The organism is Zunongwangia atlantica 22II14-10F7, assembly GCF_002094855.1.
Taxonomy (GTDB): domain Bacteria; phylum Bacteroidota; class Bacteroidia; order Flavobacteriales; family Flavobacteriaceae; genus Zunongwangia; species Zunongwangia atlantica.
The window spans coordinates 41817-57322 of record NZ_ARYN01000002.1 but is presented as its reverse complement, the minus strand read 5'-3'; the positions used below and the strand labels follow the sequence as shown (position 1 = coordinate 57322).

The following is a 15506-nucleotide window of genomic DNA, read 5'->3' as shown; positions in this document are numbered from 1 at the left end:
TGATGGAAGAAATAAAAGTTTTTGCTCCGGCAACGGTAGCTAACCTTTCCTGTGGTTTCGATGTTTTGGGCTGTTGCCTTGATAATGTTGGAGACGAGATGATCATTAAAAAAAATGATCTAAACCAGCTTCGAATCACAAAAATGGAAGGCCAGGATCTTCCTATGGAAGTCGATCAAAACGTAGCTGGCGTAGCGGTAAAAGCTATGCTGGAAAAACTGCAATCTAACGAAGGTTTTGATATCGAAATTTATAAAAAAATAAAAGCAGGAAGCGGAATTGGTAGTAGTGCTGCCAGTTCTGCTGGAGCTGTTTATGCAGTAAATAAGCTATTAGATTCCCCATTTTCGAGTGCAGAACTTTTACCTTTTGCAATGGAAGGAGAACGTTTAGCCAGTGGAAATGCGCATGCAGATAATGTGGCGCCAGCCTTACTTGGTGGTTTTACACTAGTAAAAAGTTATGAGCCATTAGAAGTTTTATCGCTGCCATCTCCAGAAGAATTGAATGTAGTTATTCTTCATCCACAAATCGAGGTGAAAACCAAGGATTCTCGTGCGATCATTAAGCGAAATATTAGTCTGGATAAAGCGGTAAGCCAATGGGGAAATCTTGGTGCTTTGGTAAGCGCTTTATATACTAATGATTATGATTTATTGGGAAGAAGTCTTAAAGATGATATCGTAGAGCCAATCCGGTCGATTTTAATACCGTATTTCGATGAAATTAAGGCCATTTCTTTGGAAAGCGGAGCGCTTGGTTTTGGTATTTCAGGTTCTGGGCCATCGGTTTATGCGATGTGTAGAGGCCAGCAAAATGCCGAAAATGTAAAAGCAAGTATTGCCGAATTTATGGAAAAACAAAGTATAACTTACGATCTTCATTTATCAAAAATTAATCCTGAAGGAGTTAAAATATTATAGAAAACATGAACTATTTTAGTCTGAATAATAAAAGCCATTCTTCTAGCTTCGAGAATGCGGTAATAAAAGGTCTTGCTCCTGATAAAGGATTATATTTTCCTGAAAATATCGAAAAATTACCAGATTCTTTTTTTAAAGATCTGCCCAATATGCCACAAACCGAAGTCGCTTACCAGGCGATAAAGCAATTTGTTGGCAATGAAATTCCTGAAGCCGAACTTAAAAAAATTATTGCTGAAACTTTAGATTGTGATTTTCCGGTAGTGCATGTAAAAGATAATGTGTACACTTTAGAGCTTTTTCATGGGCCAACTCTGGCATTTAAAGATGTTGGAGCGCGCTTTATGGCAGGTAGTTTGGGGTATTTTATCACAAAGAACGAAGTTGGTAAAGTAACCGTGCTCGTAGCAACCTCTGGAGATACCGGTGGGGCAGTGGCTAACGGATTTTTAGGAGTAGAAGGGATCGATGTGGTAATCTTATATCCTAAAGGCAAAGTGAGCAAAATACAGGAAAAACAATTAACCACGCTTGGTAAAAATGTAACCGCTTTAGAAATTGATGGCGCTTTCGACCAATGTCAGGATATGGTGAAACAGGCATTTCTAGATGACGAAATCCAGTCGGTAAGACAGTTAACTTCAGCCAATTCTATAAATGTAGCCAGATGGCTTCCGCAGATGTTCTATTACTTTTTAGCGTATCGCCAGTTAGCTTCCGAAGGAAAAGATATTGTATTTTCTGTACCAAGTGGAAATTTTGGGAATGTTTGTGCCGGGATGGTTGCGAAAGAATTAGGGCTTCCTATCAAACACTTTATCGCTTCGAATAACGCGAATAGAACGATTACCGATTATCTGGAAACCGGGAATTATGAGCCAAGACCGAGTGTCTCGACAATTTCAAATGCAATGGATATTGGGAATCCAAGTAATTTTGTGCGAATCTTACAGCTTTTTCAAAACGAATACGGAAACGTAAAAGAAAATCTAACCAGTTTTAGTTACGACGATGAAGTTACAAAAGAGGCCATGCAAGAGGTTTACAAAGAAACCGGTTATGTGATGGATCCTCATGGAGCGGTGGGTTATTTAGGACTTCAGGAGTATTTTAAAGATCATCCAAATGAAATTGGTGCTTTTTTAGAAACTGCACATCCTTGTAAGTTCCGTGAAACTGTAGAAGATGCCATTGGTAAGCAGATCGATATTCCAGATTCTATAAAAGAGGTTTTGGATAAAGAGAAAAAAGCTATTTCGATTAAAGATTATGCCGAATTGAAATCTTTTTTACTGAGTTAATCTTAAAAGAAGCTATTTTTAATCAAATTTTAATGTTCACTAATTGTTGTTCGTACAAGAAAGCAGTAATTTTATTGCTTATAGATGAAACATTAAAAAATCATGGAAAATAAAGTAGTAATTATCACTGGTGGAGCAATGGGGCTGGGTTATGCAGCCGCAGATGTTTTAGCTTCACAAAAAGCGAAACTTGTCTTAGTAGATTACAATGCAGATGCATTAGCAGAAGCAGAGGAAAAACTAAAAAAGACATACGAAGGTTTAGAAGTATTAAGCGTTACAGCCGATGTTTCTAAGGAAGATCAGGTAAAAGCTTACGTCGATCAAACAGTAGAAAAATTTGGTCGAATTGACGGTTTTTACAACAATGCCGGGATTGAAGGAAGACAGGCTTCAATGATCGATTATGATATGGATGTCTTTAAAAAAGTTATCGATATCAACTTAATGGGTGTTTATTACGGTTTACGTTATATCCTTCCAATAATGAAAGAGCAGGGATATGGGCGTATTGTAAACGTAGCATCTGTTGGAGGTATTCGTGGAGTGCTTAATCAATCTCCTTATGTTGCCAGTAAACATGCGGTGAGTGGAATGACTAAAAATGCTGCATTAGAATATGGACAATACGGAATCCTTACGAATGCGATCGCGCCTGGAGCAATTTTAACTCCTATGGTAGCCGAAGCATTTAAACAGGTGAACCCAGAAGATCCAAAAGCAGCCGAAAAAGAATATGCAAGCAGAAACCCAACTAGATCTTTGGGAGATCCTCAGGATGTAGGAAAACTGGTAGCATATTTGCTTAGTGCAGATAATGGTTACGTAAGCGGCCAAACAATTGCAATAGATGGTGGGGAATCTAACATGTACGGTAATCCATAATTGTATTGGCGCCGCCAAAGGGTATAATACTCCGAGGCTTGCCTCGAAATTATTTTTTTAGTGAATGACTTGTGGGCTTGCCCCGAGGTAGTTTACTTATAATTTTAGATAAAAAAAGCCTTTCCAGATCTGGAAAGGCTTTTTTATATTAATAACTTCAGCTTAATATTTTACTGGAGCCCCTTCAGCAGGTAAGCTGTTTTTAATGAATTCACGAATATCTTCGTTTGCAGTTTCTAGATCAGCTTTTCTAAGATACATCATATGTCCACTTTCGTAACCTTTAAAAGAAAGTCTGTCTTGCATTTTCCCGCTAGGATCTAATTGCCACATCGAGTATTTCGCATTAAAATAAGTACAGGCACCATCAAAATAACCAGACTGGATCATTACATCTAAATTGGGATTTTGCGCCATAGCCTGTCTTAAATTCTCTCCTGTGTTATCGCGACTTCTATCCCATGGATGAACCGGGCCAAACATAAAGTATTTAAGATCGGTCTTAAAATTAAGATCTTCTCTTAAGTAATAATTGATCGCCGGAGTAAAAGAATGCAACCAAGAGGTTAATTCGGCATTATAATCTGGATAATTACCAGACTCTTTACGATCGATTCCTAAGTAACGAGAATCCAAACGCCCTACGGTAAAACCATCTTCGCGACGAAGTTCTTTCCAAAAAGCACCAATAGGTAATTCTAAATTATTCTGAAGATAAACCTCTTTATCTACGCTAGAATAATAAGCCATTTTTTCAGCAGTGGCATTTTTAGTTGCTTCTGAAGCAAAACCACCTTTAACCAGTACTGGAAGTAATTCGTTAATGCTATATTCTTCAACCTCTTCTAAAAGATCGGTTAAAGATTTACTCTGTAATTCCTGTGGAAGCAATTTGTGATACCACGCCGTAGCCGCAAAATAAGGTAAGCGATTAGCAACTTCAACAGGACCTTCACGATCAATTCCCAGTTCGGTAGGGGAAACCAGGATCACTCCATTTAAATACATCCACTGGCTATCCTGAAGCTCTAAAGCTAATCCACTTACTCTGGTCGTTCCGTAGCTTTCTCCAATTAAATATTTAGGCGATAACCAACGATTTTCGCGAGTAACAAAAGTATTTAACCATTCGGCCAAATAACTAATATCCTGGTTTACACCAAAGAATTTAGATTTATCAACTTTACCATTCTCGTCTGGAATAGGTCTGGAATATCCAGTATTTACAGGATTTACATAAATGATATCGGCAACGTCTAATATCGAATATGGATTTTCTTTAATTCCGTATGGTTGTACAGGATAACCTTCATCGTCGATTTTTAGGATTCTTGGGCCAGTATAGGCAATGTGCATCCAAACCGAAGCAGAACCAGGCCCTCCATTAAAAGAGATCACTAAAGGTCGATTTTCGGTGTTTTTAACATCACTTTTTTTGTAATATGTATAGTAAAGGCTGGCAATAGGATTGCCCTGATCGTCCCAAACTGGTTGCATCCCGGTTTGAGCTGAATAATTGATGTTTTTTCCTTTTATGGTAACCGAATGATCGGTAACTACAGTAGTATCTACCGGAACTTTTACTTTTTGAGCAAAAGAAACTGTAGCCATAAGTGAGAAAAAGAGGAAATAAATTTTCTTCATTGGTGATTAAATTGTTTAGGGTTAAAGCTGAAAAATACTGCTATTTCTTATGTTCTACAAAAACAGGGCTTAAATTGTACAAAATCGGCTTAAAATAAAAGGAGCCTTTAAAAAAATAAGGCTCCTTTTTATCGAATTTCGGCCTGAATATTATGGCTCGTAGATAAGTCTTAAAAATGAACTGAATCTTTCATTATCTTTATCTATGGGGATTCCTGTAACGATACCCACCAATAGATGATCACTTACATCTACGCGCATTTGTGGTCTAATGGTCATATCAAATTCACCATCGTATATTTCTTTATTAAATTCTACTCCAATAAAATTTCGTGTACCCGGAATCATATAATGGATATTAGAGTTGATTTGCCAGGTAGTAGTGATATTTCCATTATTAAAATGATGATCGAATACCGGCCCGGTATAAATAAGCGAATGAAAATTACTGCCTAGTCGTTTTGCAGCGATCAAAAACGGATTGTAAACCAATCCTGTAAATAAAGTTTCCCTGCCATAATTATTGAATTCGGTTAGCGTGAATTCCTGGATATAACCAATCGCCATAGAAGCCTGGTGTTTTTCTGAGACTAAAAAACTGTATTGCCCAGCCATTTTTATGCTGTTAAGGTTATTTCCGGGAGCAGATCCATCTTCAGTTGGATAGTATAAAGAAAAAGGTAGTTCGATCTCTAATCCTAATCGATCCATTGGAGCCCATTCATATTCTATCAAGGCAGTGTATTCGTCATAATTTTCGTTATCGGTAAGGCCTACACCAAGATTCCATTCTCTTTCGCCTTTTCTGGCGCCCAGATCCCTAATTAAATCGATATATAAAGGTTCAGCATGTAAAACTTTTGCGGGAAGACTGTCTTTTTTTGTTTCTGTATCTTCAATATTTTGAGCCGTAATAGCTGTACTTACCAATAAAATTGGAAGTATAAGTTTACTTATGATTTTATTCATTATAAGTTTAGATTTTTTCAAATAATAATAGTCTCTAAATCCTTTCAGAATGCAGGATTAGAGTTGGTAAATTGTTTAGAAAGCAAAAATTAATTTGCCAGATGAAAATTAGAATCTAAACTTTTGGAGGGGGAGAAGTAACTTCTGGATAGAAATTGTAATATTTATGCTGATATTCTGAATTCATTAATTTCTGTAAAGAAATATCGAAAAAGATTTCAGGTTTTTTATCCAAGACATAATTGTCTACCGAAAAATCTTTTTTTACCAGTTGATTTTCACTATCACTGTCTTCATATTCAGGAATCGCATTTTCAAAACCCAGAATTTTTTCGATCAGGATTTCAACAATACTTTCCTGATCATTAAGATTAAGATCTTCAGGGAATTTCTTATTAAAGTCGGGCGAATCGACACTGATGTTTAAGATCACCAAGCCAATGATTAAGCTGAAATAACGTAAAGTTTTATTATTCCTGAAAATTTGCATCAACTATATTTTCCTCGCAATCCTGATTTTTTTAATTGAATTGCCGCCGGGGTTTTTGATTTTGGAAAAATACTATTTCCAACTGAATTGAAAAAGTGGAATTTTATTTTTTATTATTCAGGTTGTTATCTCTAAAAATGATCACATAACTAAGCCAGATTCCTAAAAATGCAGCTAGTATAAAAAATAAAATGGCGAATCCGGGATATCCAAAGATCACAAAATCTGTTGGTATTTGCATAAGCATTGATGCTCCAATAATCATTGCTGCAATGATGATCCCTAACGTAATTCTATTGGCTATTTTCTGAAAACCATCGGTAAGCCTTTCTTCATCTAGAGCTTCGATATTTACTTTAAACTTATTTTCAGCAAGATTATCTGTGATCTTATTTAAGCGCTCTGGGATATGTTCTACCAGTTTTTTGGATTCTAGTAGCATCGAGAAGAAATTCTCTGGCTTCAGTTCATCATACATCTTTTTTTGCATGATCTTTTGTGCATGTTTTTTTATGGCAACCCTTAGATCAAATTCAGGATCTAAAACAGCGATGATTTGATCCATATTCAGCAATACTTTCCCTAGAATATTTACTTCAACAGGCATATGAATACCGGTTTCAGCCGCAAGGCGATTTAACTGAATCAATAATCTACCTGTTTGCAATTCTTTCGCTGGGCTATTCTCACTTTCCATAATTATATCACTAATTATTTTATTGAAAGTAGGGAGATCGCTATCGTCATCAATCTCACTCATATTGATAATGATATGAGCTGTTTCTGGCCCATTGTTGTTACTAATCGCTATAAGTAGCTGAAGCAAACATTCCTGCATGTGGCTAGTAAATTTAGCCACCATTCCAAGATCAATTAGTGCAATTTTGCTATCTTTTGTAAACTGAATATTACCGGGATGTGGATCTGCATGTACAAATCCGTCGTTAATGATCTGTTGTAAATAAGCTTCAACCAATTGATCTACCATCGGCGCATAATCAACTTCTAATTGCTTAAGCGGGGAGAGGGATGTTATTTTTTTTCCGTCGATAAAATCCATCGCTAAAACTCTGCTTCCACAATAATCTGGCACAGGTTCAGGAACGATTAAGTAATTATACGGCAACAGATTTTCTCCTAGTGTAATAAGATTTTGCTGTTCTTTTGAATAATCAAGTTCGTTCAATAAAATGCGACGTAATTCGGCTAAAACCGTATCGATCGCATATTTTTTAGCAATTTTTGAATGTTTAACTGCCAGATCTGCCATTTCCTGAAGCGTATCCATATCGTCCAGGAACTTTTTCTTAATACCGGGACGCTGAATTTTTACCGCAACCGGCCTACCGCTGCGCAATGTGGCATAATGCACTTGGCCAATAGAAGCACTTGCGATTGGTTTTTCCTCGAACGTATCAAAAGCTTTTGAAATTCGTGTTCCCAGATCCTCTTCCACGATTTGGTGCACTTCTTCGTAAGGGATTGGCGGCACATCGTCCTGTAAGGTCGCCAGTGCTTTTAGATAGGCGTCTGGTAACAAATCTGGGCGAGTAGAAAGCAATTGTCCCAATTTAATATAGGTAGGTCCCATATTTTTTAAATCTTCTACTAACTCTTCAGGAGAACGATCATAACTATCCTGATCTTTATTTTCGCTAGAAGCATCTTCAAAAGCTTTTGCGGTAGTTTTCTTAAAGAGATCACTATTAGCATATTTCAGCATAAAACTGAAAAATTTACGATATCGTGTAAAGTTTTCGGGTAGTATAGACATTGCTTTTTGCTTAGGTTGCAAAGCAAATTACAATTCTTTAGTCTTTTAGCCGTGCATCTTAGCTTAGTTTTAGCACTTTAAAGGTTTAATCTTTTTCTTTCTGAAATTACAGCTATAGTTTTCTGAAAAATAAGGGCTAAAATTCGATAAAATCGGCATATATTTTTAAACCGCTAATAAGCTATTTAGATGATTGATATTTGAAGGATTGCCAAAAACATAAATAAGGTCACCGCGTTTAATTTTGGTTTTCGGTGTGATTTCAGTTAAGTATTTAGTATCTCTTTTGATAGCAAGAACCGTCACACCGTAATTTTTAGCCATGCCCGATTCTTCCAGACTTTTTCCAACAATATTTTTGTCTTTATGCTGAACGCTAAGCGTTGCAATTTCTTTGTTAGGGATGTTTAGATGATGTAAGGCAGGATTATGCGGTTTGTCTTTTAATCGGGTTAGCATTTCGTAATCTGCGGAACGAATATTGCTGGTAAATTCAACAATCTCGTCGTAAGGAACCAGGTATTTTTTAAGCACCCTGGTAAAGATCTCTATAGAAGTTTCGAAATCTGCCGGAATCACTTCATCTGCGCCTACACGAAGATGTTCTTCGATTTCTTTTACCTGCCTTGTTCTAACGATGATAAAAGCTGTTTGCGTAAACAAACGAATGGTGCTAATGATCTTTTTGGTAGCGGTAGTATCTGAAATAGCAATAACTACCACACGAGCTTCCTGAATATGAATATGTTTTAAGATTAGTGAATTTGTTGCATCACCAAAAACTACCGGTTCCTGATTTTTCTTTGCATTCTCGAAAGAATCTGGATCGATATCTACCACCACATAAGGAATATCTGCACTTCTGGCTGCTTTTGCAATATTTTCTCCGTTAGTTCCATAGCCAATTATTACGATATGATCGCTTAGATTTTCTTCGGAAAACTGCTCATCTGTATGTGCACTTTTTTTAATATTCGATAAACGATGTCTTACTGCTGAAGGGATTGGCGCTTTTAGAATAGTATAAGTAAGTTTTGAAGAATTCATGATTAAAAACGGAGTAAGCGCCATACTCAAGATCGATATTGCAAGAAAATACTGATAAATATTTTCAGGCAATAAACCATTATCCAAACCAACGCCAGATAATAATAAAGAGAATTCTCCTACCTGAAATAGGCTAAAAAGCGTTATAAAAACCGTTCTGGGTTTATACTTCAGTATTAAAACGGTAATTCCTATCACTAACATTTTCAGTAAAACTACACCAAGAACCAGCAAAAGAATATAGCCGATATTATCGAAAAAGAAACCTAAATCTAAAAGTGTTCCTACCGAGATGAAAAAGAAACTGATAAATATCTCACGAAAAGGAAGCACATTTGCAGTAGCCTGATGGCTGTAATCTGATTCAGAAATAATTAGTCCGGCAAAAAAAGCACCCAGCGCTAAAGAAAGACCAACAGAACTGGTAAGCCATGCGATCGCAAAACAAAATACGACCACAGTTAAGATAAAAAGTTCCTGGTTTTTAGTTTTTACCACCCAGCTAAACACTTTAGGAACTACATATTTTGCCAGTAAAAATATAACCAGTAAAACCAGTGCAATCTTACCAATTAAGATCCCTACCGTCATTAAAATATTATCTGACTTTCCTGCCAATATTGGTGTAAGCAGCATCATTGGAACAACGATAATATCCTGAAAGATTAAAATACCAATACTAATCCTACCATGTGGAGAAGTGATCTCACCTCTTTGTTGAAATAGTTTTAAAACGATCGCTGTACTACTTAAAGAAAACAGGAATCCCAGGAAGATTGAAGTATTTAAAGGGAGACCTAACAGTTGGGAAGCTAAAGTTGTAAATAAAATTGTACCACCAACCTGCAAACCACCGCCAATAAAAATAGTGTTCTTAATGGCAGCCAGGCCTTTTAAGGAAAGCTCGATCCCAATAACAAAAAGTAGGAAAATGATTCCTATTTCACTTAATAATTCAACCTCATGGCTATTGCTTATAAGATTAAAGGCATGCGGGCCGGCGATGATCCCTGCCAGTAAAAAACCTAAAATGCTAGGGATTTTTATCTTCTGAATTACAAGAATAATAAGGACCGATAATCCCAGAATAACTACAATATCCTGTAAGATTGGGATTTCCATAGCAAATTAGTTTTGGTTAGTTTGATGGTAATTTAGTTGAATTAAACGGAATAAAAAAGCTGCTTAAAATACTTCTTCAAACTATCTAATTTTGATAGAAAAGAGGCATCTTAAGCAGCAATGATATAAGCTGAAATTAGATGTTTTTGATTCTAATTTTTTGGCTTATTTTTTAAGCCAGGCTTCTCTTAATTTTACTTTTGGACTATCTGCTGGAAGATCCATTTCTGTGATCGAAGTTTCTTCAGTTTGTGGTTGAGAAACTTTAGCAGTAAGTGTTACTTCTTCGCCATTTCTATCTACAACGATCTCTACATCGTCGCCTTCTGCCCAGGATTGTGAACTTGTAATTAATCCGTAAACATTTTGAACAGTGTATTCTGTTCCGTTTATGGTTTTAATTACGTCACCACCTTTAGCACCAAGTTTCTCTAAGAACGTATTAAAACCAATACCTTCTCTAAAGAAAAGTTCACCAGAAGCAGGATCACCATCGATATAAGGAACCTGCCCATTTAAGAAATAACTGGTGTTTACCATAACAGATTTTTCTTCTAAACCAACTTTAGCGAAAAATTCGTTGTAAGGAATTGGCGTTTCTCCGGTTACATATTGGTCGAAAAATGATTGAATTTCAGGATAGCTTAATGCAACAATATCACCTATTAGATCTTCATCATTAAATGGTTTATCTTTCCCGTATTTCTTGCTTAATTTTTTCATAAGATCAAGAATACCCATTTCGCCATTACTTAGTTCTCTTAGACGAATGTCTAATGCCATTCCTATTAAAGCACCTTTTTGATAAACATTATAGTAGCTGTCTTTATATTCGTCTGTAAGAATATTTTCGCTCATTACTGTAAAAGGAACGGTATCATCAAAACTCATCGATGAAGCAATCTTTTCAGACATACGATCGTAAAAATTCTGGTTAGCGATTAATCCCTGATTGATCTGAAAAAGATTCGCAAAATATTCAGTCACTCCTTCATACATCCAAAGATGCTGAGACATTTTTGGATCGTTATAGTCGAAATAATGAATCTCGTTAGAATGCACACTAAGTGGAGTCACAATGTGGAAGAATTCGTGAGAAACCACATCTTTCATTGTTTCGTCTAACTGTGCTTTTTGCATGGTTTCTGGTAAAACCACGGTAGTACTGGTATGATGTTCTAAAGCACCAAAACCACGAGCATCTTTTTGCTGAAGATCAGATAAATATACTAAAATTGCATATTTTTTAGTATCATTTATATCTCCTAAAAATCTCTTTTGGGCGGCAATCATTTCTTCGATTCCTGGTTTAATATCTAATGCAGAAAATTTGCCGTTAGGGGAATACACATCTAAAAGCACTTTCATACCCTGAACGTCGAAACTTGTAGTATCAGGTTTTGCGTACATAATAGGATGATCTGTTACTTCAAAATAACGTCCTACATTAAAAATATCTGTACTAAAATTGTCTTCAGTATTTTTATCTTCAGTAGTAACTGTTAGTGAAGTTCCGCCAACAAGATTGTTTGGTTTAAGAATTTCTATGCGATAAGGTTCTTCCTGAAGTTTACTAAAATAGCCTACAAAACCATGCAAATTCAGCATAAAATTGGTAGAAGCATCGATATTAGTTCCGGCAGGAGAAAAGACACCGTTCTCACCTTCGATATCGTAACTGTCGTTTACCTCGTAGCTTACTTTGTCTAAGGCTTTGGCATTGGTGATCGTCCAGGTATTATCGTCTTGATGTGTAAATTCTAACTCGTTACCATCGTAATCGTAGGCTTTAAAGTTTTCGATAAATCTTCCGTAATTATCGGTAGAGTAAGTTCCGGGAACAGTTTTCGGAATAAAAAAGCTAATTTCTTCAGTAGTAATTTTAGCAGGATCTACACTTACTTTTACTTTGTCGTCTTCTACATTAACCAAATCTATTTTAGTGATAATTGGTTGATCTTCAGAAGTTAGGTTTTGTGTAGTTTTACAAGAGTACAAACTTGCCAGTAAGGCAGCGGCATACACTATTTTCTTCATGTTTATTTTATCTTTCTTATTGGACTATTAAAAACTCAAATAGTTACATTTTAGTATCCATTTTTTCGAATTTAAGACATTAAAAAGGGTGACAATCTTGTCACCCTTTTTGTTTTTCCATTTATAATGAAAATTATGCTCTAATATGCCCGTCACCAAGCACATAATATTTATTTGTAGTTAACTGTTTTAATCCTAATGGTCCTCTATGGTGAAGCTTATCTGTACTAATTGCCAGCTCTGCACCAACACCCATTTGTCCGCCATCAGTAAATCTGGTTGAAGCATTATGATAAACGGCAGCACTATCTACCTGTTCCATAAATTTAATCGCTTCTTCTTTATCTGTGGTAATAATAGAAGCTGAGTGTCCACCAGAATATTTGTTGATCTTTTCGATCGCAGCATCTAAACCGTCAATACTACCAATTACGATCTTCATAGCAAGAAACTCTTCGTACCAGGTAGATTCAGATGGAATGCTTTCCTCATCGCTAAGCACTTTTTTTACATCATCATCTACTAAGATGTTTACTTCATTTTCTTTGAACATTTCCTGCAGTTCTTTTATTTTAGCTTCGTAATCTGGAAGGTTAACATCTACAAGAACTTTATCTAATGCATTACAACCCGAAATTTTATCGATTTTCGCATTTAGCATCACTTTTTTAGCGGTTTCAAAATCAGCATTTTTAGAAACATAAAGGAAGTTGTTTCCTCTACCACTAACTAAAACTGCACCAGTTGCGTGTTCTTTTACGAATCCAATTAAACGCTCACCACCTCTTGGTACGATTAAGTCTAATTGTACCGGTGGATTTTTAAGAAATTCCTGAGTCTCTGGACGGCTAAGGTGCAATAACTCTATCCAATCTGAACTTAGATCATTTTCTTTAAGCGCCTCATGCCAGCATTCTACAAGAATTTTATTACTGTTAATCGCTTCTTTACCACCTTTAAGGTAAATTTTATTATTTGCTTTAAAAGCAAGCACAGCGGCCTCGATGGTAACATCTGGTCTAGATTCGTAAATAATCATGATGTTTCCAAAAGGAGCTGTTTTATTAGTAATATCAAGACCAGTATCAAGTCTCCTATGCTCGATAGTTTGTCCTACAGGATCTTCCTGTTCCATTACTTCTTTTACTGAAGTAATCATACCATCCACCTTCTTATCGTCACAAACCAAACGATCGTACATCGCCTGATCTCCTTCTCCAAAAGCTTCAAGATCCTTTTTATTTTCTGCGATAATTTCTGCTCGTTTTTCATCCAAAATTCGCATCATGGATTTTAAAACATTATTTTTTTTATCTGAATTTAAAAGTATCATTTTATCTGCTTTAAGTTTAATTAGTTAATTACCCGTTTTACCAGGTTTGTATATTTTAGAGCTGCTTTTTTGGAATGCTTATGATGTAAACTTAGTTCCAACTGGTTTACCATTCATAATATCCAAAATTACATTATGGCGTTTTCCATTGGCAATGTAAGTGGTGATGTTTTTAGCAGCAGTTTCTTTGGCAATCTTAATTTTAGACTCCATTCCGCCACGACCTTCACCTTCACCTTTATCAGATTCCTGAACATATTTCTCAACGTTTTGGTCGATCTGAACTTTATTCAGTTTTTCTGAATCATCATCATCTGGATGTCCAGTATAAAGTCCGTCTGTATCACTAAGAATTATTAACGAATCTGCACCGATCAATTCGGCAACTAAACTTGCTAGCTCATCATTATCAGAGAACATCGACATGGTAACAGAAACCGCATCATCTTCGTTTGCGATAGGAATAATACCTTCAGAAAGTAAAGATTCATAGCAGTTAATCATGTTTTCTCTATGAATTCCCGGACTAAAATCTCTTTTTGTAGCAAGAACCTGGGCACAACGCATACCATAATCATGAAAAATTCCGTAGTAATGTCTCATCATTCTTGGTTGTCCTACTGAAGAATATACCTGTCTTCTTTTAGAAGGATCGTGTACATTAATTTCTCCAAGAATTTCTTTACCTGCAATTGCAGAACCCGAGGATACCAGAACGGTCATAATATCTTCTTCATAAAGTTCTGATATTTGTTCTACTAAATGTTTTAGAACAGGCCCTAAAATTCTGTTGTCTTTGTTGGTCATTACGTTAGTTCCAACTTTTACAACGATTCTTTTTTTCTTATTTTCCATTATTAAGTTTGATAGTGTTAGTTAGTAGATTATTTGCCTTCCCCTAGTTCTACTGCACGGTCAAATGCAGCATAGGCAGCTTCTTTAATTAGTTCTTTAACGTTGTTATCGTCCATAGAATCTAGTGCTGCACGGGTAGTACCACCTTTGGAAGCAACTCTTTCCATCCAGGTATCTGGTGAAAGATCATGCTGGTTAAAAAGTTCAACGGCACCTTCAAAAGTCTGACTTACAAGAACTCTACTGTCATTTTCTGAGAATCCCATTTTAAGAGCAGCTTCTAACATAGATCCCATAAAATAAAATACATAAGCTGGACCACTACCACTAATACCAGTTGAAGCATCGATAAATTTTTCGTTTTCAACTTTAATAGACTCTCCGGTGGTATCTAGAAGATTTCTTACCATTAGCAGTTCTACTCTAGAAACCTCTTTAGCCGCAGTGTAAGATGTTACACCTTTACCAACCTGAGCTGGCAAATTAGGCATAGATCGTACAACCTTTTTCACTCCTAAACCATCTTGAATGGTTTTTATAGTTACCCCTGCCATTAGGGAAACGAATATTTGCTCATCATTTACCATTGGTTTAATTTCTTCAAACAAACCGTCAATATGGTAAGGTTTTACAGCCAGAAATACTATATCTGCCTGAGGAAGGCAGTGCTCTACTTTATCGAAAACATCAAAATGGTCTACTTTACTTAAGTCGGTAATAACTTCAGCAGACTTATCGAAGATCATTAGATTTCTTCGATTTAGAAGACTACTTTTTGCCATACCTTCGGCATAAGTAAGTCCCATATTTCCTGCTCCAATAACTAATACTTTCATTTCTGTGTTTTTCAATTTTGTTGTGTGGCTTTCTGCCACGATATTAAGTTAAACTTGCCTTTTATTGCACAAAGACCGTGCGAGCCAAAAAAATATTTTGACACTATTATTTTTAAACTCTTTTAATTTAGGCTGAAATTGTTTTAACAAAATCTCAATAAGGGTTAAAGAATAGCAAAAAAAATGAAGTTTTATTTTAATAATTTCAGTGATATAATAAGCTGTAACTGTTATTTTATGCTGATTTTGAAAGAGAAAGTGCTCCAAACTCCTGTTTTTTTAGATGTTAA

The 15506-nt window shown here is 35.9% G+C and carries 12 protein-coding genes; 3 read left to right on the top strand and 9 right to left on the bottom strand.

Annotated features, from left to right (window positions below; translation table 11 throughout):
- Positions 1–2: 2 nt before the first annotated feature.
- The 3 genes from IIF7_RS02575 to IIF7_RS02565 all read left to right on the top strand — a co-directional run bounded on the left by IIF7_RS02575 (position 3) and on the right by IIF7_RS02565 (position 3109).
- Positions 3–923 (top strand): homoserine kinase, encoded by a 921-nt coding sequence (locus tag IIF7_RS02575; protein WP_084840329.1) that lies wholly within the window; start codon positions 3–5, stop codon positions 921–923.
- 5 nt (positions 924–928) lie between these two features.
- Positions 929–2224, top strand: coding sequence for a threonine synthase (gene thrC, locus IIF7_RS02570; RefSeq protein WP_084840114.1), 1296 nt, complete (start codon positions 929–931; stop codon positions 2222–2224).
- A gap of 102 nt (positions 2225–2326) precedes the next feature.
- Positions 2327–3109 (top strand): SDR family oxidoreductase, encoded by a 783-nt coding sequence (locus IIF7_RS02565; RefSeq protein ID WP_084840113.1) that lies wholly within the window; start codon positions 2327–2329, stop codon positions 3107–3109.
- 162 nt (positions 3110–3271) lie between these two features.
- On the opposite strand, the gene IIF7_RS02560 is transcribed toward IIF7_RS02565, so the two are convergent.
- From IIF7_RS02560 to proC, 9 genes are all read right to left on the bottom strand, one after another.
- Entirely contained in the window at positions 3272–4753 is a 1482-nt protein-coding gene (locus IIF7_RS02560) for a S10 family peptidase (protein WP_084840112.1), read from the bottom strand.
- Between the two features lie 150 nt (positions 4754–4903).
- Positions 4904–5722, bottom strand: coding sequence for an HAEPLYID family protein (locus tag IIF7_RS02555; protein WP_084840111.1), 819 nt, complete (start codon positions 5720–5722; stop codon positions 4904–4906).
- A 115-nt stretch (positions 5723–5837) separates the two neighbouring features.
- Entirely contained in the window at positions 5838–6212 is a 375-nt protein-coding gene (locus IIF7_RS02550; protein ID WP_084840110.1) for a hypothetical protein, read from the bottom strand.
- A gap of 103 nt (positions 6213–6315) precedes the next feature.
- Complete coding sequence (locus tag IIF7_RS02545) at positions 6316–7986, bottom strand: ABC1 kinase family protein (protein ID WP_084840109.1); 1671 nt, start codon at positions 7984–7986, stop codon at positions 6316–6318.
- Positions 7987–8151: 165 nt separating this feature from the next.
- Entirely contained in the window at positions 8152–10155 is a 2004-nt protein-coding gene (locus tag IIF7_RS02540; protein WP_084840108.1) for a monovalent cation:proton antiporter family protein, read from the bottom strand.
- 165 nt (positions 10156–10320) lie between these two features.
- Positions 10321–12192: a M61 family metallopeptidase gene (locus IIF7_RS02535; RefSeq protein ID WP_084840107.1), complete on the bottom strand. Its 1872-nt coding sequence runs from the start codon at positions 12190–12192 to the stop codon at positions 10321–10323.
- Positions 12193–12325: 133 nt separating this feature from the next.
- Positions 12326–13525, bottom strand: coding sequence for a glutamate-5-semialdehyde dehydrogenase (locus IIF7_RS02530; RefSeq protein WP_084840106.1), 1200 nt, complete (start codon positions 13523–13525; stop codon positions 12326–12328).
- A gap of 78 nt (positions 13526–13603) precedes the next feature.
- Positions 13604–14380, bottom strand: coding sequence for a glutamate 5-kinase (gene proB / locus IIF7_RS02525; RefSeq protein WP_084840105.1), 777 nt, complete (start codon positions 14378–14380; stop codon positions 13604–13606).
- 29 nt (positions 14381–14409) lie between these two features.
- Positions 14410–15216 (bottom strand): pyrroline-5-carboxylate reductase, encoded by an 807-nt coding sequence (gene proC / locus IIF7_RS02520; protein WP_084840104.1) that lies wholly within the window; start codon positions 15214–15216, stop codon positions 14410–14412.
- Between the last annotated feature and the right edge of the window lie 290 nt (positions 15217–15506).